This window comes from Pontibaca methylaminivorans (assembly GCF_900156525.1).
Taxonomy (GTDB): domain Bacteria; phylum Pseudomonadota; class Alphaproteobacteria; order Rhodobacterales; family Rhodobacteraceae; genus Pontibaca; species Pontibaca methylaminivorans.
In genome coordinates this window covers 2,284,767-2,306,152 of record NZ_FTPS01000001.1, presented here as the reverse complement: position 1 = coordinate 2,306,152, position 21,386 = coordinate 2,284,767, and the positions used below count along the sequence as shown (strand labels likewise).

The following is a 21,386-nucleotide window of genomic DNA, read 5'->3' as shown; positions in this document are numbered from 1 at the left end:
TGCGTGGCCGTCGCCGCGGATCAGTTGATGCTGTCGCGGATCTTTTCCGCCACGTCTTCGGGGAGCCATTCTTTCCAGAGGTCTTCGTTGTTCTGGAGGAAATAGATTGCCGCGTCCTCGCCGCTCGCCTGATTGTCGGTCATCCAGGCCATGAGCGCGTTCACGGTGTCGTTGGACCAGGAGCGGGCCTTGTAATATTCCATCACCCCGTCGCCGGCACGTTCGGCGAAATCGGTCGTCAGCAGCGTCTCGACGCTGTCCACGGGCCAGTCGGTCGGCTGCGGATCGGGACATTCGGGCACGGTGATGCAGTTTTCCCACTGGTCCATGTCGAGCTCCGCGCCATGGTCGAGCTTCACCATGTCGTATTTGCCGAGCATGCTGGTCGGGGCCCAGTAATAGCCAAGCCAGCCGTCCTGACGCTCGTAAGCCTTGGCCATGGAACCGTCGAGCCCGGCGGCCGAACCGCTGTCCACGAGGACAAAGCCCTTTTCCGCCCCGTCATAGGCCTTGAAAAGCTGTTCCGAAACCGCGGTTCCACCCCAGCCCTGCGGCCCGTTATAGACCGCCCCCTTCGAGGGATCCTCGGGCGCGGGGAAGAGTTCGGGATGATCGAGCGCATCCGAGATCGTCTTGATATCGGGATGCTCGTCGGCCAGGTATTTCGGGATCCACCAGCCCTGCACCGCGCCGTCCGACAGGGCCGGCCCGGCCGAGACGATCTTGCCGTCCGCAATACCGCGATCCACCACGTCGGGCAGCAGGTCGACCCAGCCTTCGGGTGCGACGTCCGGCTGCCCTTTCTCGATCATCGACGTGAGCGCCGGGACCGTGTCGCTGGTGATGATCTCGGCGCTGCAGCCATAGCCGTTCTCGAGGATGAACTTGTCCACCTCGGACAGCACCTCGGCCGACTGCCAGTTCATGCTCGCGATCACGACCGAGCCGCAGTCCTCCTGCGCCTGTGCCATGCCGACCCCCGCCGAAGCGGCGACAACGGCAAGCGCGCTGGTATACATGAATCGTTTCATCTTTTCCTCCCCCAGTTTCTGGATCGTAGTCTAACCATTTGGTTCGTCTGCTTTATCCGCGAGCCTAACATGAGGCACCGCGCAAGATCCATGAAAAACCTCGCACATCCCGGCGCGACCGGCATGCCAGTTGCGACCTTCGCCATGCGTTTTCCGGCAAACGGGGGGTGAAATTTCCGCACGGCGCCGCATGGCGGCAGCGGTTTCACGCGATCAGGTGATCCGCCTGGATGCTCTTGATTCTGGCGGTGACGATCTGCCCGACCGGCTGCGCGGCAGAAAAGCGCACCTCGGCGAACTGCTCGGTGCGCCCCATGGTCGGGCTTTCCATCAGGATGCGATGGCTGCGCCCCGGCTGCGCCGCGAGATGGCGATGCAACTGCCGCTTTCCGGCCTCGCGCAGGCGCCCGGCCCGTTCGCGGATCGTGCCCCCCTCCACCTGCGGCATGCGCGCGGCCGGCGTGCCGGGGCGGCGCGAGTAGGGAAACACATGCAGCCAGGTCAGGCCGCATTCCTCGACCAGGGCGAGCGAGTTCTCGAACATCGCCTCGGTCTCGGTCGGGAAACCGGCGATGATGTCGGCGCCGAAGGTGATCTCGGGGCGCAGCGCCCGCGCCTGCGTGCAGAAGCGGATCGCGTCATCGCGCAGGTGGCGCCGCTTCATCCGCTTGAGGATCAGATCGTCGCCATGCTGCAGGCTGAGATGCAGATGCGGCATGAGGCGGCGCTCACCCGCGATCATCTCCATGAGCGCATCGTCCACCTCGATGCTGTCGATGCTGCTGATGCGCAGCCGGGGCAGATCGGGCACCAGGCGCAGAATCCGCCGCACCAGATCGCCCAGCCGCAGCCCTTCGTCGAGATCGGCCCCCCAGGAGGTCATGTCCACCCCCGTCAGCACCACCTCGTTGAAGCCCTTGCCGACAAGGCCGCGGATCTGCTCGACCACGACCCCGGCCGGCACGCTGCGCGAATTGCCGCGTCCAAAGGGGATGATGCAGAAGGTGCAGCGGTGGTCGCAACCGTTCTGCACCTGCACATAGGCGCGCGAGCGGGTGCCGAACCCGTCGATCAGATGGCCGGAAACCTGCCGCTCGGCCATGATGTCATCGACCCGCACCGCCGCCGGCGCGTCGCCTGTCGATGCCTTCCCGGCCGGCGTTTCCCCGGCCAGCATCTCCCATGTCTCGGGACGCATCTTTTCGGCGTTGCCGATCACCGCGTCCACCTCGGCCATGGCCGAGAACTCTTCAGGATCGACCTGCGCCCCGCAGCCGGTGACGATCAGGCGCGCACCGGGGTTTTCGCGCCGCAGGCGGCGGATCTCCTGCCGCGCCTTGCGCATGGCCTCGCCGGTCACCGCGCAGGTGTTCACCACCACCGCGTCGCGAAGCCCCGCGCGCGCCGAGAGCTCCTTCATCGCCTCGCTTTCATAGGCGTTGAGACGACAGCCCAGGGTCGAGAATTTCGGCGCGCTCATGCTCTTGCTGTCTCCATCATGCGGCATCAGGCGGCCTCATTCGCTTGCGGAACCGGGCCGCGATTCGCACCCTTGTGCCGCCTGCTCGTCCGGTTTCCCTTATCAGCCCCGCGACCGACGGCAAAGGCCGCAAGGCCGGGCCAATTGCGCCGGTGGCCCCGCAGTTTGCGGAAAATTTGCTTCCCGGCGCGATCATGGGCATTATGTAGTTGATCCTCCCCCGGAACTTGTCCTAGAGAACCACGCGAGGCCCGGCGGGCTCTCTCCCCGGTGTGGGCCGTTAGCTCAGTTGGTAGAGCAACTGACTTTTAATCAGTAGGTCGCAGGTTCGAATCCTGCACGGCTCACCATAAAATCACGAAAACCGAATGTCTGGACAACAAACGGCCCGGTCGGTCGCCCGCTGCAAGCTGTTGGGCGGCACCGCAAGCGAATCAGGAAAAACCTGCGTTGAATGCAGCGCATCACAGGCACAACGGCCGGCGGAGCGGGCATGTCGCGGCGTTTCCCGGCGTCAGCCGGGCCTGTGCCGCCAGAGTTCGTGACGGACGCGGGCGTGACGATAGGCGTCGAAAATCGCCATCGCATAGACGAAAGCGCCCCCGGCGAACTTGCCCAGCAACGACACGTCAGGCGCGGCGGTCTTCAACGTATATCCTCCCAGCAGGAACATGAAGAACAGGAACAGCAGTCCGCGGAACGGCTGCCGGTTCAGAACCTGTCCGACGCCGGGCAGAACGATCGCCGTGGCAAGGACGAGATAGGGATTGAGCGGTCGGTCGAGAGCAAGTTTCATGCGGCATAACCGGATTGGTTCAGAGAGTGGCGCTCGATGTCGGATTTCATCTCCAGCAGCCTGTCCAGAAGGGGCGTGATCCGGGCGGGCGGCAGCGGCGACCGGCCCATCTCGGCGTCGCGGAAGAACAGATAGCGCGACCGGTCCGCCTCTTCGGCCAGCAGCGTGATCCGCAGTCCGGCGGGCGAAATCACCAGTTCCTTGACCCTTGGATCATCGAACAGCGGCAGGTGCTTGCGCAGGACATGTTCGGGCGGCACCCGGGCGATGTCATCGGTGCGGATGGCGCAATCCTCGGGGAAACCGGGAGGAATCGAGATCTGCTCCGGCAGGCGATGAAAACCCGAGAAGGACTCGACCCCGGTGGGGCGGATCATCAGGTTGAAATTCGCGCCAACCGGCATCGGTGCGGGCAGCGACACCAGCACCCACAAGGCGGGCAGCTTTCGGAAGGTCAGCGTTTCGGGAACCGCCTGCAGATCGAATTCATGGCCCCGAAACCGCCCCGCCAGACGAGGGAAGCCGGTCGCGGCCCGGCCCAGCCGGACGGCCTGAAAAACCGGGCGGCACGCGTCGAAATAGGCCAGGCGCGACAGGCGTCTTGCCCTGGCCGCGCCCAGGTTGCGGTAGGCGAACAGGGCAAGTACCGCCCCGGTGAGGATCAGCAACAAAGCCAGTCCGTAATCCTGCATTTGATCGGCCTCCGTTGAATGTGGTCCGCCCGGTGCGCGGGCGGCCGCCTTTCGATTGGGTCCGCCCGGTGGCCCGGGCGGCAGCCTTTTGATTGGGTCCGCCCGGTGGCCCGGGCGGACGGGCGCCCCTCAGTACCCTTGCGGCCGCGGCCAGGGCATGGTGAATTGCGCGGCCCGCTCCACGTAGCGGTAGCGCCGGAAATGGAACCAGAGCGACACGATGATGTAGAAGGAAATCATCGCGACAAGCTGGGTGCCGTAGCCAAGGAACACCGCGAAGAACGTGACCCCGCACAGGCACAGCAGGGTGATGGCCGGGATCGGATGGAACGGGTGCTCGTACCCGCGCTTGATCGAATCCAGCGGCCACTTGCGACGGAACAGGATCACGTTCAGCGGCATGAAGGTATATTCCAGCAGCCCCGACAGGATCGAGAAGGTGATCACCTGATCCAGCGGCGCACCAAGCGCAAAGATCAGCGCGATGGGAACCAGGAAGATGATGGAGCGGTAGGGCGTCCGATAGACCGGATGCACGGCGCTGAACCATGACGGCAGGTAGTGGTCGCGGCCCATCGCGAACCATGCCCGCGAGGCGTCGTTGATGCAGCCATTTGCCGAGGCCAGCGTGGCAAACAGCGTTCCGACACCCAGCAGAACCATCAGCATGTTCGACCCCGACAGCCGTGCCGCATCGAACAGCGGAACGCCCGACTGGCCCAGATACTCCCACGGCATCAGCCCCGAACAGATATACCAGGTCAGTGTGGCCGCGATGGAAAGGGTCATGACCCCGGCAAGCGTTCCGAAGGGCAGCGACCGGCTGGGCGAGCGGACCTCTTCCGCCGCCTGGCAGGTGCCCTCGATCCCGAGATAATACCACAGCCCGAAATGCATCGCCGCCAGAACCCCGAGCCAGCCATAAGGCAGGTCGGTCATCAGCTCCGCGTGTTTCAGGGGGCTTTCGCCGAACAGCGGCGTCGTGCCCAGGAACAGGATCAGGATGGCCGTGAAGGCGATCGCGGTGATGACGAGATTGAAGGTCAGCGTCGCGAGCACCCCGCGGTAGTTGAGCCAGGCCAGGAACACGATCGCGAGAACGATGAAGGGCTTCGGATCGAGCCCGTCATGGCCGGTCATCGAGGCAATCGTCTCGAACAGGAAGCTGACGGTGATCGCATTGGCGGCCTCCAGCATCGTATAGGCGAAGACAAGGTAAAGCCCGACATTGAAGGCCATCAGCGGCCCGATGATGTGCTTGGCCTGCGTATACTGCCCGCCGGCGGCGGCCACGGTCGATGTCACCTCGCTGTCGATCATGGCGACGCAACTGTACAGGATACCCGCGAACCAGCACGCGATCAGCGCCGCATAGGCGCCGCCCTTCCCCACCGAAAAGTTCCAGCCCATATATTCGCCGACGAGCACGATACCGACGCCGAGCGCCCAGATATGCGCCGGCCCCAGAATCCGCAGCAGCCCCGCACCCTGCACAAACTTCTTGTCTTCACCAGTCGAGACACCTGGCGAATTGCTTATTGTATCTGACATGTGAGTAATCCTTAAAGCTTGCTATGCTCTTCGGTCATGGCCTCGATCTGCCCCTCGCGCGACGAGGTCAGGTCTTCCTCGCTGTAACGCGCGTCGGTGCGAAGCCAGTCGATAACGATATAAAGGCCCAGGATGATCGCCAGTCCCCAGGCGCCGTATTCAATCAGATTCCAGACAGCCATTATCCCTCTTCCCTATTCCTCACCGAACTTCTCGGCGATAACTTCACGATATTCCTTTTCGGAGAATTTCAGCATGATTGCATAATAGCCGATGATCGTGACAATCACCGCGATCAGCGCGAAGATGCTGAAGGAATAATCGAAGCGGGCCGTGATCAGGGGCGCGGCCGCCTCTGCGGTGTCATAACCGAGCTTTCCCCATTGCTCGACCATTGCCGCATTCTGGTTGAGGCTTTCCCATGTGGGTGACTCGATGGTCTGAACGATATGGGCACTGCCGGCCATTCCCAGGAACAGCGGAATGTAAAGCGCACCGATCGTCAGCACGAGCAATACCGCAACGTCGAGGATCTGCCCGAACTTGCTTTGTTTGGGCGGTACGTATTTCTTCATTTTTCCGCCCACCGCTTTGCTGCCTTCTGTCCGTGCTTGGAGGCATCAAGAAACTTGATGTCCAGGCCATACATGAAGTCGCGGTCTTCACGATAATGCCGCAGCATGGCGAGAATGGCAGCGGTGTTGAACACCAGCACCACGGCGCCCCCGGTCAGCAACACGATTCGTGCAGCCGCGCTCGGAGCCAGCGACCACGTCGAAATGGCAACGAAAATGATCGCGAACCACAATCCGATTACGAAAGCCCATGCCACCGCAACATCCCGGCGATGCATGGTTTGTATTCGTCTGGCCAAATCAGACATTTGTTCTCTCCCTGTTTTATTGGCACCTCGACTTTTTCACTGATCTTGATTGCCGCAAGGGATCGACGAGTGAATCTCGCATGACGCTGCCGTCCGGCATCCATGGGCAAATGGGTCTTGGTTGTTGGCGCTGCACATGACGCTTAACGTCCTGCAGCCCCATCTTCACACCCGGGAGGTATACCGGGTATTGCGCTCCATGAGACACCTATTCCCACCTCTCTGGCAAGAGAAAATTTGCGGAGAGGAAACATTAATTCCCGGGAGTCAATAAGCTTCCATAAAATCTTTTATTTTCAGGAAAGTGACCCGGGCAGTCGAATGGCGGATGCCCCGCAACGGCCCGGATCATGCCCGGCAGGATGCCTGATCACTCCGGCATCGGGATCGGGCGACTGGCCCGGCCAAAGGACTGCAAGATCCGACCCGGCATTGGTATGCCGGCAGGTGCCCGGCCCATATTCCGCCGCCCTGCACCGCTGTCCGCGCGGGATATGTCCGAACGCGGGGAGCCGCGCGCGGGTACGGTCAGGCCACCGGGCGCGCGCCCGGACCCTCAGTCGATGCCGAGCGCCGCCCGGGCCGCCGCATCCCAGCCGAGACAGAGATCTTCCCCGCGGCGGATCAGCGGGCGCTTCATCAATGTCGGATGGGCGCGCAGCAGGTCGAGCACCGGGCGCCCGCGTTCATCCGAATCAAGGGAACGCCAGGTCGTGGAGCGCCGGTTGAGCAGCGCCTCGCCGAATTGCGCGTAAGCCGCCTGCAGCAGTGGCTCGGGCAGCGGGTGCTCGCGCAGGTCGATGAGCTCCGAATCCGGAAGCTCCCGGCGGGCGCGGCGGCAGCTGTCACAGTTTTTCAGCCCGTAAAGGGTCATTTCCGGCCGGGTCATCGCGTATTTCATCCCCCACTGTCCGGCGTTCCGCCGCTTCTTCTTGCTTTTTCATCAACCCGTGCAATCCTGACCGGGCGCAGCAAAGGTCAAAGCGCCGCCCGCGGCGCCGGTGCCTTGCCGCGCGGCTTACAGCCCGGACATATCACGGCCCGGGCCCAAACTGGAAGGAGACACGGGACATGCCGACCGGCACCGTGAAATGGTTCAATACCACCAAGGGTTATGGTTTCATCGCGCCTGACGACGGCGGCAAGGATGTGTTCGTTCACATCTCGGCCGTCGAACGATCGGGCCTGACCGGGTTGCCCGACAATCAGAAGGTCGAATTCGAACTCGACAGCGGCCGTGATGGCCGGCAGCTGGCGACGAACCTGCGACTTGTCTGACTCCCGTCACAGCGGGCCCCGGACCGGCTCACAGGTGCCGGGGCCCGCGCCATCGTTTCCAGCCAGGACATGGCCGCAGCCAAAGAGGGAACCGTCCGGCCCGGGATGGTTCGCAACCTCGTGGAACGCGGGGTAAGGATCGCGCGACCATGCCCCCCAGCGGCGTCAGTCGAACAGGGCGTGGAATTCGCGCCATTCGCGCGCCGAAAGGCCGGAGCCCTCTTCGCTGACGGATTCACCCTTCAGCATGCGCCGCAGCACCGCAAGTTCCGGCGCGCTCAGTTGGGCGCCGCCCAGGCGATAATCCGAAAAGGCCCGCCAGGCGATCGGCACCCATTGCGCAACGATCTGCCCGATCACATCGGCGTAGGCGCGGATTTCATACTGCGCATGAGCATCGGCCCGCAGGCGCAGGAAATGAAACAGATTGTGCAGATCCGTCTTCCAGTACCACTGGGTATAGATATTGGCCGGAAGGTTCATCCGCGCCAGCTCGCGCGCAAGCCCCTGCTGGCCCTCGTCCGAAATCATCGTGAGGTAATTGTCATAGGCGCGCGCACTGTCGGCCTTGAGGATCTCGAGCACCCGCGCGGCGGTTTCGCCTTCGAGCGTCGTGCCGCGCCCCTGCCGGTTGATGTCCGACTGCGCGGCCAGATGTTCGGGGGCGGGAATGTAGAATTCGCGGTCCAGAATCGAATAGCGCGCGGAATATTCGTTCACATTGGCGGTGCGGTGGCGGATCCACTGGCGCGCGACGAAGATCGGCAGTTTGACATGGAGCTTGATCTCGCACATCTCGAAAGGGGTCGAGTGCCAGTGCCGCATCAGGTAGCGGATCAGCCCCTCATCATTGCTGACCGACTTGGTTCCCCTGCCGTAGGAAACGCGCGCGGCCTGACAGATGGCGCTGTCGTCGCCCATATAGTCGATCACCCGCACGAAACCGTGGTCGAGCACCGGGTGGGCCGTGTAAAGCGCGGCCTCGAGCCCCGGCGCCACGCAGCGCAGGGTTTCGCGCGGTTTTGCGCGCGCTTCGTCGATCTCGGACTGCTGGTCGGGCGAAAGCGGCATGGCAGGGACTCCAGATCATTCCGACCCTATCCTATTGCCGAAGCGCGCCCCGGCTGCAAGCCGGCGCTGGCCATTGCCCGCCGGAACGCTAGTCTCAGGCACCGAGCCGCACACGAAATCCAACAGGAGAATGTCGATGTCCCTGCGCTATCTGCACACCATGGTCCGGGTCAAGGATCTGGAAAAGACCATGCGTTTCTTCGAACTGCTCGGCCTGCGCGAAATCAACCGGATGGACAACGAACAGGGGCGCTTTTCGCTCATCTTCATGGCGGCACCGGGGCAGGAGGACTGCGCGGTCGAACTCACCCACAACTGGGACGGCGACGAGGGCCTGCCGAGCGACAGCCGCCATTTCGGGCACCTGGCCTATGAGGTGGATGATATATATGCGCTTTGTCAGCATCTTATGGACAACGGCGTGACCATCAACCGCCCGCCCCGCGACGGACACATGGCCTTTGTGCGCAGCCCGGACAACATCTCGGTCGAGCTTCTGCAGAAGGGAAAGCCGCTCTCCCCGCAAGAGCCCTGGGCCAGCATGGAAAATACCGGCCACTGGTAAGGTGGCGCCGAAAGCCCGGAGCGCGACGCCGGACAGCACGATATCGACCAACCCAACGGGCCCTATGATGCCGTCGCCGGAAAGAACCTTCCAACCGCCAAAGCGGCATCGGACCCGCCAGCAAGGGCCGGAGCCGCCCGGAAAGGTCCGCGTCTCCGGCCGGGGCGGACGCGGGCGGCGCAGGGCGCTGCCCTGCCCGATTACCCTGCCCGAGCCGCGCCCTTGCGGTCGGCCGGCGTGGTCAGCGCCGTCCCGGATCCGGCGGGGCGCGCTGCCGGCCCGGTGCTGCCCCCGGCCATTCGTTCGTCGCTGCGCGCAGCGCCGCGATCCGCGTCTCCTGACCGAGAACCGGCGGGTTGCCACGCTCCAGAGCCGCAAGCGCCATGTTCATCCAGGCCGCGGCGGCGGCCGCTCCCGCCGGGGTGCCGAGGCCCATGCGCAGGTGATGAGACGGCACCTCGCCATAGCCCGCCTGCCCGGCGCCGACCATAATCAGCGCGGCCGCGAGCGCCATCCGCGAATCACCCCGCTCATAGCCCAAGCCGAGGCAGCTCCGGCCGATCGCATGCACCTGGTCGAACGGGCGGGCGGAGCCGTGCAGCGACGCGGCCAGATCTGCAATCACGCTATCCGGCGCTTGCCCGGCAAGGGTTTCGATCTGCGGCATAAGCGCCCGGGTCAGGTCATCGCAGCGCCGGGCGATGTCCCGTTCGGACAGCGCGGGCAGCCCTATCCTGACCTCGCGCGCCTCGCGGATCGCCTGCGCCTGCATCAGGCAGTACTGCTTTTCCAGAAGCTGAACGGAAGCGGAGGCCACCTCCTCCGCCCCGCGCGACGCGGCGCCGTTGTGCAACGTTTGCCGGCACCTTGCCTGGTGCGACAGCACGGCCGGCGCCGCATGCGAAAGCGGCAGGTCATGCCACGCCGCCGCGCCGCCCCTCGCGGGTGCCGGCATGGCATCGCCGCGCGGCATTGTTTCGGCAACATTCGCCGAGGATGCCGCCCGCGTCCGCCCGGGCGTGCGCGGCACCGGCTGGCGGATCGCCGGTTCCTCCTCGGCCCGGAGCCCGGCCGGGGCGCCGGACCAGAGCGCGAGAGCCGCAAGAAGCGGCACAAACAGCAACGCGCGCAGGCGCGGGCATGGCCGTTCCCGCGGACGCGCGCGGCCCGCTGGCCGGCTCATTCCCGCACCTGCAGGGTGTCGGTCCCGCCCGTGCCGCCGCCGGTCCCGGTTATCGGCCCGTGCAGGAAATACCGCCCCCGCCCGGCGCGCTTTGCCCGGTAAAGCGCATGATCGGCCATCCCGAGCAACCGCGCGGGCAGCCATGGTTCGGCTGCCGCGGCCCGGGCGATGCCGATGCTCGCCGAAATCCGAATCTCGCCGCCGGCCAGCGGAATCGGCCGCTCCAATGCACTGATCAGGCGGCGCGCTATGGCGGCGAGCCGCGAAGGTGCTGTGATCTCCTTGAATACAAGGACGAATTCATCGCCGCCCAGGCGCGCGACCATGTCGTCGCCGCGAATCGCATTGGCCATGATCTGCGCCGTCTGCCGCAGCACTTCATCCCCCGCCGCATGGCCCATGGTGTCGTTCACGGTCTTGAAACGATCAAGGTCGAGCTGCATCACCGAGACCCCCTCACCCGCCGCGCCCATCCGGGCAAGCGCCAGATCGAGCGCCCGGCGGTTCGCAAGTCCGGTGAGCGGATCGGACAGCGCACGTTCCTCGGCCTCGGCGCGGGCATCCTCCAGCCGCAGGGCAAGACGCTTTGCCGCCCCCATTGCCGCGGATTTCGCCTCGAGCAGATAGAGCATCTCGACCGTCGGGTCGGTCGGGGCGAAATCGGAACCGCCAAGCCCGTGAACCCGCACCGCGTCGCGCACCGAAATGCCGAAGCCGAGATTGACGACCGCACCATCCGCAACCGGCATGGCGATGCCCCGAAGGGTCGTGTCCGGGTGGTCGCGCAGCTCGAGCTGCAGCCGCATGGGCGCGCGCAGGAGGGCATGGTGATCGACCCCGCGCGGGCGTGTCACGGCAAAGACATCGAGGAACCGCTGCCCGACCAGGCCGCCGCCGCCGAGCCGCAGGAGCGCCGGGCCCGCATGGCGAAAGCGTCCCTCCCCGTCCAGCAGGGCGTGCATGGGGCAGAGCAGGTCCAGCGCCCCCCGGGGAAGCGAGATCTCCCCTGTCATGGGCCCGCCGCCCCGAGGCGGAATTCGCGGCCGCGGGAAAAGGACGGCTCCACCAGGGTGATGACGATCAGCCCGCCCCCGCGCGCGGTCGCCTCGCGGCGCTCAAGCAGCACGAGCGCGCCGTAGTCGTCCGCCATGGCCCGCACCACTCCGGCAAGAACGTCCGGGAATCCGGGCAGGCCCTCGCCGCAGAGAAGGGTAAAGCGATTGCCGGCCTCCTCGCGCAGTTCGAGCGGCGGCAGGTCCAGGTCATCCACCGCCAGCCGCGCACGCCCCGGAAGTTCGTCAAGCGAATGCAGGAAATCCACATAGCTCTCGCCGCCGAAGCGCAACAGGCGGCGCAGTGCCTCGGTCTCGGGGTGGGAGACGAGATAGGTGCCGACATCCTCCAGCAGCCCGGCACGGGACCGCCCGAGTTCGTCTCCGACCGTTGCAAGCAATGCCTCGAACAGGTCAGGCGGATAGGGCAGCATCGCCTCGAACCCGTTCGTTCCGGTTCCGAGCCGGGACATGACGGTTTTCCACCGCGCCCACCCGTAGGTGCTGGTGAAAAAGGACTGTATCGCCGTGAAAATCAGCCCGTGCATCGCGGCCCCGAAATTGCAGTTCCGGGTCAGACTGCGGGCGCCGCGTTAAGAAAGCCCCAACGCCCGGGCACGAGGGCACCGGCATCTGCGTAAAAATGTCGGGATTCGGAAGCGGCGCGGATCAGAGCGGCGCCGGCTCCTGCGCGGGGCGGTCCTTGTGTGCGGCAAGCCAGCCGGGCAGATGGCCGATGTCGGGCAGGATGGCATCGGCGTGGGTTTCAAGCTCCGGCGCTCCGGCGATCCCGGTCAGAACGCCGATGGTGCGCATTCCGGCGGCCCGGCCCGCGACCAGATCGTGAAGGCTGTCGCCGACCATGGCGATGCGCCCGGGCGGCAGCCCCGCCGCGGCGGCAAAGGCCAGCATCTGCCCCGGCGCCGGCTTGGCCCCGTGGCCGCTGTCGAAACCGGCGATGAAGTCGAATTTGTCCAGCACGCCGGCCCCGGCCAGATGCGCGCGCGCGGGGGCTTCGGCGTCGTTGGTCGCGACGCCCAGCACCAGCCCCAGTCCGCGCAGTTGGTCAAGCAGCCGGTCAAGGCGCAGAACCGGTCTCTGCGGCGCCTGCCCGGCCTCGTCATTGATGCGTTCGAGCAGGTCATGCAGGGGAATCTCCGGCAGATGCGGCGCGAGTTCCTCGGCGATTTCCGCCGGCGTGGCCGCGATCACGATGCTGTCGGGACGGAACCGGCCGGTTGGCAGATCGAAACCGATGTGATGGCCGATCTCGGTCGCGCGCGCGCGGTCCTGCCGGGTCACGCCCAGAAGGAATTTTTCGGCCCATCCCGCCCAGGTCGCGCGGAAATCGAAAAGTGTTCCATCCTTGTCGAACAGAATCGCCCCGACCGGCATCGCGCTCTTGCCTCCCTCAGGTCCAGTTGACCGCCGCCCCGCCGGGCAGCGCCGCCCGGGCCTGCATCACATGTTCGGGCGCGATCCCCTGCGCATCGCAGCAGGCAATCACCCAGCGATCATCAAGCATGACGAAATCGAGCACGGACGCAAGCACTTCGCCCTCGCCGGCGCGCCGGCGCAGATCCGCGGCATCCATCCCCGAGGAATTCAGAAAGACCCCGAGCAGGTCCTCGTCCTCCAGCAGCCAGGCAAGAACCCGCAGCGCGAAGGTTTCGGCGGCATCGGCGGAATACTGCATATGGATACAACTCGTCATAATACGGAAAGGGTTTGTTAACCTGTGTCAATAAAGACTTTGACGTAACGTTAATTCAAGCGGTGAAAGGCTGGAGATGCAGGGAACGATCCTGATTCTCGATGGTGCGGCGACCAACCGGATCATGCTCAAGGTCCAGCTTTCGTCGGCATATTATCATGTCGTGCAGTCGGACCGGCTCGAGGGGGTGCAGGCGCTGGCCCGGCGCGCCCGGCCCGATCTCATCGTCAGCGCCATGTCGCTTCCCGACGGCAATGTCACGATGCTGAAGGCCATGCTGGCCGGAGATCCGGCGCTCGCAGCCATTCCGGTCATCGCGCTCGCGGCGCAGAACGACCACGGGGCGCGGCTGCGGGCGCTTGGCGCCGGCATCGACGATGTGCTGAGCCACCCGGTTGACGACCTGCTGCTGCAGGCCCGCATCCGCAGCCTGATGCGGGCCCGGAGCAGCGCCGCCGAACTCGGCCTGCCCGAGGCGCCGGCCGGGCTCGGAGCCGGCCCGGAATTCGCCGAGGCGCAGGGCCGGTTCCTGCCGGTGGCGCGAATCGCGCTCCTGACGCAAAGCGCGACCGCCGCCGCGCTCTGGCGGGCCCGGCTCCGACCGCATCTGCCGCATCACCGGCTCGGCACCTACCCGCTGCGCGACGCCCATCGCGTCATGGCCGATCCGATTCCCGATGCGGTGATCGTCGAACTGACCGGGGCGGCGCAGGACGCCGGGCTGCGGCTGCTGGCGGATCTGCGGGCACGCGCCGCAACGCGCCAGATCGCGATCATCGCCGTGGTCGGCAACGGCGATGCGGGGCTGGCCGCCGATGCGCTGGACCGGGGCGCCCATGACGTGATGCCCGCGGGTTTCTGCGCCGAGGAACTGGCGCTGCGGCTGCGCACGCAGTTGCAGCACAAGGCAAGCACCGACCGGCTGCTCGATTCGCTGCGCGACGGGCTGCGCGCCGCGGTTCGCGACCCCATGACCGGGCTGCATAACCGCCGCTATGCCCTGCCCCGCCTTGATGAAATCGCGCGCAACGCGCGGCGCGACCAGAGCGGATTCGCGCTGATGCTGGCCGATCTCGATCACTTCAAGCAGATCAACGACCGTCACGGCCACCCGGCGGGCGATGCGGTGCTGGTCGAGACCGCACGCCGGCTGGAGCAATGCCTCGGGCCCGACGACCTGATCGCGCGCATGGGCGGAGAGGAATTCATGATCGTCCTGCCCGATGCGGATCAGGCCCGGGCCTCGACCATGGCGGCACAGCTTTGCGAGCGGATCAACGGCAGCCCGTTTCTGGTCGAGGGGATCGCGCGGCCGATCTCGCTCACCATCAGCATCGGCGCGGTGCTCTGCGGGCCGGAACGGGACCGCGCCGCCCAGGGTTCGGCCGCGGCGCTGATCGACCAGGCCGATCGTGCGCTGTATCTGGCCAAGAACGGCGGGCGCAACCGGATTTCCCTGCTCGAACCTGCCGCCTGAACCGCGCCTTCAGCCGCGGAATTCAGTCGCGGGGCGCGGTCCGGCTGCGGTCCGGGCGATGGCCGTGCCCGGTGAGGCGCTCCACCCGGTCCGCGAACTCCGCCCGCGCCGCGTCGTCCATCGCCGTCACCTGCTCGAGCCAGGCCGCCTGCATGAGGTCCTGCCAGCGCTGGCGCCGCGACGATTCATCCGCGAGCGCCGCCGCGAGCCGGTCGCGATCGAACGGGCGCGCCCGCAACGCCGCGACCACCGATGCCGCGCCGGTGTCGCCGCTCGCCGCGTCCGCGGAGCGCTGCCCCGCCGCCTTGCGGCGCAGGCTTTCGCGCAGGGTCTGGCGCTCGTCCTTGGACAGTGCGCGGTAAAGCGCCACCCCGACCGGCGGGCGGTGCATGGCCTCCATCCGCCCGGGCCGGTCATGGCGCAGCATCATGCCGGCAAAAAGCCCGACCACTGCGAGGTTGAGCGCCAGCGAAACCCCGAGCATGACCCGCATCCAGCGGGGTGCGCGGCGACGCTCGGGGCGGGGCTCCGGGCGGGGCTGCGAAGGGGATTCGGGCGGGGTCATGGCTGATCCTCCAGCATCGCCAGCGCAAGGTCGTCACCGGCAAAGAGAACAAGGGCCTCCTGTGCGGACTCGCCAAGCAGCCAAACCGGGTCCGGCAGGCCGGATGGCGGCGCGAGCCCGATCCAGAGCCCGGCCACCGACGCCGCCGCAAGCCCGCCAAGCGCCGGCCAGCCACCGAGCGCGCCGTGCAGCCGCGACCACAGACCCTCACGGCGCTCCGGCTGCCGGCGCGGGCGCCCGATGACAGCGACCGGCGACCGCCGGCCGGCCTGCACCCGCGCCGCATCGCGCAGAATTCGCGATTCGAGCGCCTCGGGCAGGTCCGCCGGGGCCTGTCGCGCCGCCCGCAGCAGCGCGTCGAGCTCGGTCATCTCGCGATCCATGTCAGCCATGATCCTTGTACCCCAATGCGGCGCGCCGCCCGGCCAGCGACCGGGCAAGGGCGCGTTTTCCTCTTGCGGTCAGACTTTCGACCGCGGCCACCCCGATCTCCATGATCTCGGCGATTTCGGGGTTGGACAGTTCCTCCAGATGGCGCAGCACCACCGCCTGGCGCTGCCGTTCGGGCAGGGTCATGAGCGCCGCCTGAAGCGCATCCTCCCGCGCCGCCTGCTGCAACCGCTGCGCCATGTCCGGCGCCGGATCCGCCGGTTCGGGAATCTCGTCGAGCGCGGCATTTCCGCCGCGGCGCCGGCGCAGAAGGTCGCGGCACAGGTTCATCGTCACGTGATAGACCCAGGTCGAGACCTGCGCCTGCCCATGTTCCCAGTCGGGGGCGATGCGCCAGAGACGCAGCATCGCCTCCTGGGTGACGTCCTCGGCCTCGGCCGCATCGCCCAGCACCCGGCGCGCCACCGCATGGGCCCGCGGCGCAAGACGCGCCACGAGCTCCTGCGCCGCGCGGCCGTCGCCCTGCGCATAGCGCGCCAGAAGGGCGGCATCGCTTTGTGCGACGGCCTCGGCCATCAACGGCCGGCCACGGGAAAAGGACACGGGCCCGGCACAATTCAGTTCTGATCGGCCTGCCCGTCTTCGGTGGGTTGATCCGAACCGTTGTCTGCCTCCGCGCCGCTGTCAGCCGCGCCGTCAGTCGCCTTGGCGCCGGCATCCTTCTGCCGGTCCGACTTCCAGTGCTTGTGCATCTTGCCACCGTCCTTGCGGTCACTGCCGCGCTTGTCCATCCGCTCGCGCATCTTTTCACGCGCCTGGTTGAACTCCTCTTCGGTGATCACGCCGTCGCCGTCCTGGTCGAGCCATTTGAACATGCGCTCGCCGCCATCGCGGGGACCGGGCATTTCCTCGGCGCCGAGGAAACCGTCACCGTCCTTATCGAACCGCTCGACCATGGCTTCGGCGCGCTCGCGGGCACGTTTCACGGCCTCGGCCTCGATCTCCTCGACCGAAAGCTTGCCATCGCCGTCGCTGTCCATGCTCTCGAACATGGCGTTGCGGCGCTGCTGGAACTCCTCGAGCGTGACCGTTCCATCGCCATCCGCATCAAGCGATTCGAAGCTCATCCACGACTGGCCGGAGGGTTTGTCCGCCTCCGCGTCCTGTGCCGCAAGGCTCCCCGCGCCGAGCGCGGTCGCCGCAACGAGCAGGCTGCCGAGAATTGTCTTGCGCGTCATGTCGTCTACTCCTGATAATTGCTGTATAAGAGCTGTCTACCTGCCGGACGCACCGTTTTCCGGGCCGTCCACGAACATCAACGCAGCAGCGCGGGGATTCCGTCGCTCATTGTCGCATTTTTCTGCCGCTTTCGCGACATCACGCCGCAAGGATTGAGAAACCCCTTTAATCGCCCCACATTTGTCGTCATCCTGCGCCGAGAGGAAAGGCGAATATGAAAGACACCCTGCATCCTGCCACCGCGACAGCGGTCGTCCCTCCTGATCCTGCGACACCGCCCGGCCATACGAGGCCGATCCGGAACATGCCGCCCCGCGACGGGGCCGAGCGCGCGGTCTGGGGTGCGATCCGCAACGGCTGGCGCCGCCGTTGTCCGCATTGCGGGAACGGGCCGCTGCTGTGCGGCTACCTGCGCGTCAACGACAACTGCACCGTCTGCCGCGAGGAACTGCACCACCACCGCGCCGATGACGGGCCGGCATACCTCACGATCCTGATCGTCGGGCATCTGCTGATGCCGGCGATGTTCGTCAGCTATGTCGTCTGGCGTCCCGATCCGCTGGCGCTGTTTTCCGCCTTTGCGGTCTCGGCCACGGGATTGTCGCTTTACCTGCTGCCCCGTCTGAAGGGGGCCATGGTCGGGTTCCAGTGGGCCCGTCACATGCACGGATTCGGCCGCAAGCGCTGAGCCGGCGATGCCGGAACCGGCCGGCGACAAAAACCATGACCATCGACAAGACAGTGCTGCGCGATGCGGCGACCGTGATCATCCTGCGCAACCGCGCCGGGAACCCCTCGATCCTCATGGGCCAGCGCGGGGCGGCTGCGGCCTTCATGCCGCGCAAGTTCGTGTTCCCGGGCGGGGCCGTGGACGGGACCGATGCCCTGGTGCCGCTGGCCGCGCCGATGGGGGCGCTCTGCCGCGCCCGGCTTGCCGAGGGCTGCCCGCCGATGCTCGACCATGCGCTGGCCGCGGCGGCGATCCGCGAACTCTGGGAAGAGACCGGCTTCGTGCTCGGGCGGCGCGGCGACTGGCCGGGCACCCCGCCGCAGGACTGGCGCGGATTCGCCGCGACCGGCCATGTGCCCTCGGCCGAGGCGCTGCAATTCGTGTTCCGCGCGATCACCCCGCCCGGGCGGCCCCGCCGCTTCGACGCGCGTTTCTTTCTGGCCGAGGCCGAGCGGATCACCGGCGACCCCGACGATTTCAGCCGCGCGGGCGACGAGCTGTCGCATCTGCAATGGGTGCCGCTCGCTGATGCGCGCGATTTCGACCTGCCCTTCATCACCGAGGTGGTGCTGGCGGAAATCGCCGCGCGCCTCCATGATCCCGGCCCGCCGGCCGACGTGCCTTTCTACCGCCACGACGATGAGGAAAGCCACTTCCTGCGCCTTCATGGCTATCCCAAGCCGGCGGGGCGGTAGAAAGCCGCAGCCGCTAGGGGCGCTGCCCGACCGCGCGGCCGGCGCCTTCGGGGCGGGAAAGGCCGCCTTGCGCCGCAGCGATCCGCGCCAGCGCCTCGGCCACCTGCGGACCGGGATCGCTCGGGCGGCGGGTTTCGAGGTTCACATGCAGCAGGAAATGCTCGCCCGTGGCGACCTCGCGCTCGCCGGCCCGCATGGTGTGGAACAGGTGCATCTTGCGCCCCTCGCCCGCCAGAAGCCGGGTATGGATGGTGATCACATCGCCCGCATGGGCCTCGTCCAGGTGGCGCAGATGGCTTTCGACGGTGAAATAACTGCCGCCGGCGGCGATATATTCCGCATCGCAGCCGATCAGTTCCATGAAGCGGTCGGTGGCGCTGGCGAAAGCCTCCAGATAGCGGCTCTCGTTCATGTGCCCGTTGTAGTCGAGCCAGTCGAGCGGGACCGTCTGCGACAGGGTAAGAACGGGGCCGTCCTCCGCGATCCCATCCGCCGGTGCCGCCTCGCCCGCGCCGCCTGCATCGCGCAGGCGCAGGTCATGGGCCTTGAGCAACGCGCCCGCGCCCCAGTCCTGCTGCTTGAGCGCGCGCATCATGGCCACGAGATTGGCGTCGCGGATCCGCTCGAGCTCGCGGATGGTCCAGGCGCCGGACTGCGCGTCGGACTGCCCGGCGATCAGATCGACCAGGTCGTCATCATATTCGGGCACATCGGTCAGCTTGCACCAGGGCAGCGCCAGCGTGGGGCCGAACTGGGCCAGGAAATGCTTCATCCCCGCCTCGCCGCCGGCGATGCGATAGGTCTCGAACAGGCCCATCTGCGCCCAGCGCAGCCCGAAACCGTAGCGAATCGCGTTGTCGATCTCCTCGGTGGTGGCGATGCCGTCCTTGACCAGCCAGAGCGCCTCGCGCCAGACCACCTCGAGCAGGCGGTCGGCAATATGGGCCTCGATCTCGCGCCGGATATGCAGGGGGTACATACCGATCCCGCGCATGATCTCGCTTGCGCGCGCGATAAGGGCCGCGTCATCCGCGGGCCCGCCGACCAGTTCGACCAGCGGCAGCAGATAGACCGGGTTGAACGGATGGGCGACGATGATCTGCCCCTCGCGCACCGCCCCCTGCCGCAATTCGCTCGGCCTGAAGCCCGAGGTCGATGACCCGATCACCGCCGCCGGGTCGCAGGCCGCCTGGACGGTCGCAAAGACCTGGTGCTTGATGTCGAGCCGCTCGGGCACGCTTTCCTGAATCCAGGCGGCACCCGCCACGGTTTCCTCGATCGTGTCGTGATAGCTGAGCGTGCCCTCCGCGGGCATCGGCACATCCGCAAGCCCCGGCAGCGAGCGGCGGGCATTGTCGAGCACCTCGCCGATCTTGCGCTGCGCCTCGGGGTCCGGGTCGAACACCCGCACGTCCCAGCCGTGCAGCAGGAACCGCGCGGCCCAGCCGCCCCCGATCACGCCGCCGCCGATGATGGCTGCAATCATTGTCCGTCCTCCTGAAATGTCATTCCAACCAGACCAGATGCGCGAGGTCATAGCCATACCATTCGAGTATCTCGCGCGCGGCCTGCATCCTGTCCGCCGCACCATTGCCACGCTCGATGATCATGCCGAAAGCGCCCGAGGGCGTGCCGAGAACCGCGGTGCGGTCATCCGCATCGCCCCAGAGCACCCAGATGTCCTGTTCGGTCCCCGCGCCCGCGGGGCGCAGCCGCCCGGGCCCGACCACCGCAAGCGGCACGGTGCGCAGCCCGTCGCGCATGACAAGGCCGCCGTCCCCCTGCTCAAATCGCAGGGTGCGGCGCAGGGCGCGGGTGTTGTCGGGCGCGAATTCCGCAACCACCCGGTAGGTGCCGGCAAAGCGCGCGGCGTCGAACCGGCTGGTCGCGCCGATCGGTGCGCCCGTGTCGCGATAGCCGCGCGACGCGAACGGCGCCGAGCAGCCCGCAAGAGCGACCAGCGCCAGCAGCAGAAGCCGCCTCACCGCGGTGTCGGTGCCCGTTTGGTGAGCCCGAGGCGCTCGCGCACCTCATCGGGCCCGATCACCCGCGCGCCCATGTTCTCGATGATGGTCACGGCGCGTTCCACCAGTTGCCAGTTTTCGGCCAGAACCCCCTTGTCGAGCCAGAGATTGTCCTCGAGCCCGACGCGCACATTGCCCCCGGCCAGAACCGCGGCGGCGACATAGGCCATCTGGTTGCGGCCCAAGGAAAACGCCGAGAAATTCCACCCTTGCGGGATGTTGTTCACCATCGCCATGAAGGTGTTGAGGTCGTTCGGCGCGCCCCACGGCACCCCCATGCAGAGCTGCACCAGCGCCGGCGCCTCGAGCACGCCATCCTCGACCAGCTGGCGCGCATACCAGAGATGCCCGGTGTCGAAGGCCTCGATCTCCGGCTTGACGCCGAGTTCGGTCATCATGCGCCCCATGGCCTGCAGCATGCCGGGCGTGTTGGTCATGACGTAATCGGCCTCGGCAAAGTTCATCGTGCCGCAGTCGAGCGTGCAAATCTCGGGCAGGCATTGCGCCACATGCTCCATGCGCGCGGTGGCGCCGATCATGTCGGTGCCCTCCTCGTTCAGCGGCAGCGGATGTTCCGGCCCGCCGAAGACCATGTCGCCGCCCATCCCGGCGGTCAGGTTCAGCACCACGTCGGTGTCGGACTCCCGGATGCGTTCGGTCACTTCGCGGTAAAGCGCGGGATCGCGGCTCGGGGCGCCGGTCTCGGGGTCGCGCACATGGCAGTGCACCACCGCCGCGCCCGCCTTGGCCGCCGCGATGGCGCTTTGTGCGATCTGTTCGGGACTGCGCGGCACATGGGGGCTGCGGTCCTGCGTTCCCCCCGATCCGGTCACCGCGCAGGTGATGAAGACCTCCCGGTTCATGTTCAGCGGCATCTCTCACCTCGTTCCTTGCAACTTCGGCGACAGCATGGCGCGGCAAGGCGCGGAACGCCATAGATCCGCGCGAAAATTTCCGTGCAAGGGCAGCG

General features: G+C 66.6%; 27 protein-coding genes and 1 tRNA gene. 6 read left to right on the top strand and 22 right to left on the bottom strand.

Annotated features, from left to right (window positions below; translation table 11 throughout):
- Positions 1-20: 20 nt before the first annotated feature.
- A complete protein-coding gene (locus B0B01_RS11200; RefSeq protein WP_076649930.1) occupies positions 21-1,031 on the bottom strand; it encodes an ABC transporter substrate-binding protein in 1,011 nt (336 codons plus the stop codon).
- A gap of 205 nt (positions 1,032-1,236) precedes the next feature.
- Positions 1,237-2,511 (bottom strand): tRNA (N(6)-L-threonylcarbamoyladenosine(37)-C(2))-methylthiotransferase MtaB, encoded by a 1,275-nt coding sequence (gene mtaB / locus B0B01_RS11195; RefSeq protein ID WP_076650197.1) that lies wholly within the window; start codon positions 2,509-2,511, stop codon positions 1,237-1,239.
- 274 nt (positions 2,512-2,785) lie between these two features.
- On the opposite strand from mtaB, the gene B0B01_RS11190 reads away from it, so the two are divergent.
- Positions 2,786-2,861 (top strand) — tRNA-Lys (locus B0B01_RS11190).
- Between the two features lie 164 nt (positions 2,862-3,025).
- On the opposite strand, the gene B0B01_RS11185 is transcribed toward B0B01_RS11190, so the two are convergent.
- The 7 genes from B0B01_RS11185 to B0B01_RS11160 form a co-directional block, all read right to left on the bottom strand.
- Positions 3,026-3,307 (bottom strand): hypothetical protein, encoded by a 282-nt coding sequence (locus B0B01_RS11185; RefSeq protein WP_076649929.1) that lies wholly within the window; start codon positions 3,305-3,307, stop codon positions 3,026-3,028.
- Entirely contained in the window at positions 3,304-3,999 is a 696-nt protein-coding gene (locus B0B01_RS11180) for a hypothetical protein (protein WP_076649928.1), read from the bottom strand. The genes B0B01_RS11185 and B0B01_RS11180 overlap by 4 nt, the downstream gene beginning before the upstream one ends.
- A gap of 129 nt (positions 4,000-4,128) precedes the next feature.
- A complete protein-coding gene (locus B0B01_RS11175; RefSeq protein WP_076649927.1) occupies positions 4,129-5,550 on the bottom strand; it encodes an APC family permease in 1,422 nt (473 codons plus the stop codon).
- Positions 5,551-5,561: 11 nt separating this feature from the next.
- The gene (locus B0B01_RS13295; RefSeq protein ID WP_200805424.1) at positions 5,562-5,732 is read right to left on the bottom strand and encodes a hypothetical protein; all 171 of its coding nucleotides are present in this window, start codon (positions 5,730-5,732) and stop codon (positions 5,562-5,564) included.
- Positions 5,733-5,744: 12 nt separating this feature from the next.
- A complete protein-coding gene (locus B0B01_RS11170) occupies positions 5,745-6,125 on the bottom strand; it encodes a hypothetical protein (RefSeq protein WP_076649926.1) in 381 nt (126 codons plus the stop codon).
- On the bottom strand, positions 6,122-6,433 hold the full coding sequence (locus tag B0B01_RS11165; RefSeq protein ID WP_076649925.1) for a hypothetical protein: 312 nt from the start codon (positions 6,431-6,433) through the stop codon (positions 6,122-6,124). The genes B0B01_RS11170 and B0B01_RS11165 overlap by 4 nt, the downstream gene beginning before the upstream one ends.
- Before the next feature lie 556 nt (positions 6,434-6,989).
- Positions 6,990-7,307 carry an arsenate reductase family protein gene (locus tag B0B01_RS11160; RefSeq protein ID WP_076650196.1) on the bottom strand — a complete coding sequence of 106 codons (318 nt, stop codon included), beginning with the start codon at positions 7,305-7,307 and terminating at the stop codon, positions 6,990-6,992.
- A gap of 197 nt (positions 7,308-7,504) precedes the next feature.
- Here B0B01_RS11160 and B0B01_RS11155 point away from each other — a divergent pair, with 197 nt between their 5' ends.
- Positions 7,505-7,711 (top strand): cold-shock protein, encoded by a 207-nt coding sequence (locus B0B01_RS11155; protein WP_076649924.1) that lies wholly within the window; start codon positions 7,505-7,507, stop codon positions 7,709-7,711.
- Between the two features lie 165 nt (positions 7,712-7,876).
- Here the strand turns inward: B0B01_RS11155 and thyX are convergent, their stop codons facing one another.
- Positions 7,877-8,782 carry an FAD-dependent thymidylate synthase gene (gene thyX / locus B0B01_RS11150; RefSeq protein ID WP_076649923.1) on the bottom strand — a complete coding sequence of 302 codons (906 nt, stop codon included), beginning with the start codon at positions 8,780-8,782 and terminating at the stop codon, positions 7,877-7,879.
- A gap of 136 nt (positions 8,783-8,918) precedes the next feature.
- Here thyX and B0B01_RS11145 point away from each other — a divergent pair, with 136 nt between their 5' ends.
- The gene (locus B0B01_RS11145) at positions 8,919-9,347 is read left to right on the top strand and encodes a VOC family protein (RefSeq protein WP_076649922.1); all 429 of its coding nucleotides are present in this window, start codon (positions 8,919-8,921) and stop codon (positions 9,345-9,347) included.
- A gap of 241 nt (positions 9,348-9,588) precedes the next feature.
- Here the strand turns inward: B0B01_RS11145 and B0B01_RS11140 are convergent, their stop codons facing one another.
- The 5 genes from B0B01_RS11140 to B0B01_RS11120 form a co-directional block, all read right to left on the bottom strand.
- A complete protein-coding gene (locus B0B01_RS11140) occupies positions 9,589-10,530 on the bottom strand; it encodes a hypothetical protein (protein WP_143733048.1) in 942 nt (313 codons plus the stop codon).
- Positions 10,527-11,543 (bottom strand): GGDEF domain-containing protein, encoded by a 1,017-nt coding sequence (locus tag B0B01_RS11135; RefSeq protein WP_076649920.1) that lies wholly within the window; start codon positions 11,541-11,543, stop codon positions 10,527-10,529. The genes B0B01_RS11140 and B0B01_RS11135 overlap by 4 nt, the downstream gene beginning before the upstream one ends.
- Positions 11,540-12,130 carry a heme NO-binding domain-containing protein gene (locus tag B0B01_RS11130; protein WP_076649919.1) on the bottom strand — a complete coding sequence of 197 codons (591 nt, stop codon included), beginning with the start codon at positions 12,128-12,130 and terminating at the stop codon, positions 11,540-11,542. Before B0B01_RS11130 ends, B0B01_RS11135 begins: the two co-directional genes overlap by 4 nt.
- A gap of 121 nt (positions 12,131-12,251) precedes the next feature.
- Positions 12,252-12,977: an HAD family hydrolase gene (locus B0B01_RS11125; protein WP_076649918.1), complete on the bottom strand. Its 726-nt coding sequence runs from the start codon at positions 12,975-12,977 to the stop codon at positions 12,252-12,254.
- Between the two features lie 16 nt (positions 12,978-12,993).
- Positions 12,994-13,278, bottom strand: a complete 285-nt coding sequence (locus tag B0B01_RS11120; RefSeq protein WP_076649917.1) for a DUF3572 domain-containing protein — start codon at positions 13,276-13,278, stop codon at positions 12,994-12,996.
- 94 nt (positions 13,279-13,372) lie between these two features.
- Here B0B01_RS11120 and B0B01_RS11115 point away from each other — a divergent pair, with 94 nt between their 5' ends.
- The gene (locus B0B01_RS11115; RefSeq protein WP_076649916.1) at positions 13,373-14,773 is read left to right on the top strand and encodes a diguanylate cyclase domain-containing protein; all 1,401 of its coding nucleotides are present in this window, start codon (positions 13,373-13,375) and stop codon (positions 14,771-14,773) included.
- A 22-nt stretch (positions 14,774-14,795) separates the two neighbouring features.
- Here the strand turns inward: B0B01_RS11115 and B0B01_RS11110 are convergent, their stop codons facing one another.
- The 4 genes from B0B01_RS11110 to B0B01_RS11095 are packed head-to-tail and all read right to left on the bottom strand — an operon-like array spanning position 14,796 to position 16,966.
- Complete coding sequence (locus B0B01_RS11110) at positions 14,796-15,338, bottom strand: periplasmic heavy metal sensor (RefSeq protein ID WP_083946191.1); 543 nt, start codon at positions 15,336-15,338, stop codon at positions 14,796-14,798.
- Positions 15,335-15,730: a hypothetical protein gene (locus B0B01_RS11105; RefSeq protein WP_234967762.1), complete on the bottom strand. Its 396-nt coding sequence runs from the start codon at positions 15,728-15,730 to the stop codon at positions 15,335-15,337. Before B0B01_RS11105 ends, B0B01_RS11110 begins: the two co-directional genes overlap by 4 nt.
- The gene (locus B0B01_RS11100) at positions 15,723-16,304 is read right to left on the bottom strand and encodes an RNA polymerase sigma factor (protein ID WP_076649913.1); all 582 of its coding nucleotides are present in this window, start codon (positions 16,302-16,304) and stop codon (positions 15,723-15,725) included. Before B0B01_RS11100 ends, B0B01_RS11105 begins: the two co-directional genes overlap by 8 nt.
- A gap of 41 nt (positions 16,305-16,345) precedes the next feature.
- Positions 16,346-16,966 carry an EF-hand domain-containing protein gene (locus tag B0B01_RS11095; protein ID WP_076649912.1) on the bottom strand — a complete coding sequence of 207 codons (621 nt, stop codon included), beginning with the start codon at positions 16,964-16,966 and terminating at the stop codon, positions 16,346-16,348.
- 305 nt (positions 16,967-17,271) lie between these two features.
- Here B0B01_RS11095 and B0B01_RS11090 point away from each other — a divergent pair, with 305 nt between their 5' ends.
- Together B0B01_RS11090 and B0B01_RS11085 are read left to right on the top strand one after the other, a co-directional pair.
- Positions 17,272-17,655: a DUF983 domain-containing protein gene (locus tag B0B01_RS11090; RefSeq protein WP_076649911.1), complete on the top strand. Its 384-nt coding sequence runs from the start codon at positions 17,272-17,274 to the stop codon at positions 17,653-17,655.
- A 35-nt stretch (positions 17,656-17,690) separates the two neighbouring features.
- On the top strand, positions 17,691-18,392 hold the full coding sequence (locus B0B01_RS11085) for an NUDIX hydrolase (protein ID WP_076649910.1): 702 nt from the start codon (positions 17,691-17,693) through the stop codon (positions 18,390-18,392).
- A gap of 13 nt (positions 18,393-18,405) precedes the next feature.
- On the opposite strand, the gene B0B01_RS11080 is transcribed toward B0B01_RS11085, so the two are convergent.
- Genes B0B01_RS11080 through B0B01_RS11070 form a run of 3 tightly spaced genes read right to left on the bottom strand, consistent with a single transcriptional unit; the run spans position 18,406 to position 21,291 of the window.
- Positions 18,406-19,878, bottom strand: a complete 1,473-nt coding sequence (locus B0B01_RS11080) for a carnitine 3-dehydrogenase (RefSeq protein ID WP_076649909.1) — start codon at positions 19,876-19,878, stop codon at positions 18,406-18,408.
- Positions 19,879-19,897: 19 nt separating this feature from the next.
- Positions 19,898-20,377 carry a hypothetical protein gene (locus B0B01_RS11075; RefSeq protein ID WP_076649908.1) on the bottom strand — a complete coding sequence of 160 codons (480 nt, stop codon included), beginning with the start codon at positions 20,375-20,377 and terminating at the stop codon, positions 19,898-19,900.
- Positions 20,374-21,291 (bottom strand): 3-dehydrocarnitine:acetyl-CoA trimethylamine transferase BcoG, encoded by a 918-nt coding sequence (locus B0B01_RS11070; RefSeq protein ID WP_076649907.1) that lies wholly within the window; start codon positions 21,289-21,291, stop codon positions 20,374-20,376. Before B0B01_RS11070 ends, B0B01_RS11075 begins: the two co-directional genes overlap by 4 nt.
- Positions 21,292-21,386 lie beyond the last annotated feature (95 nt).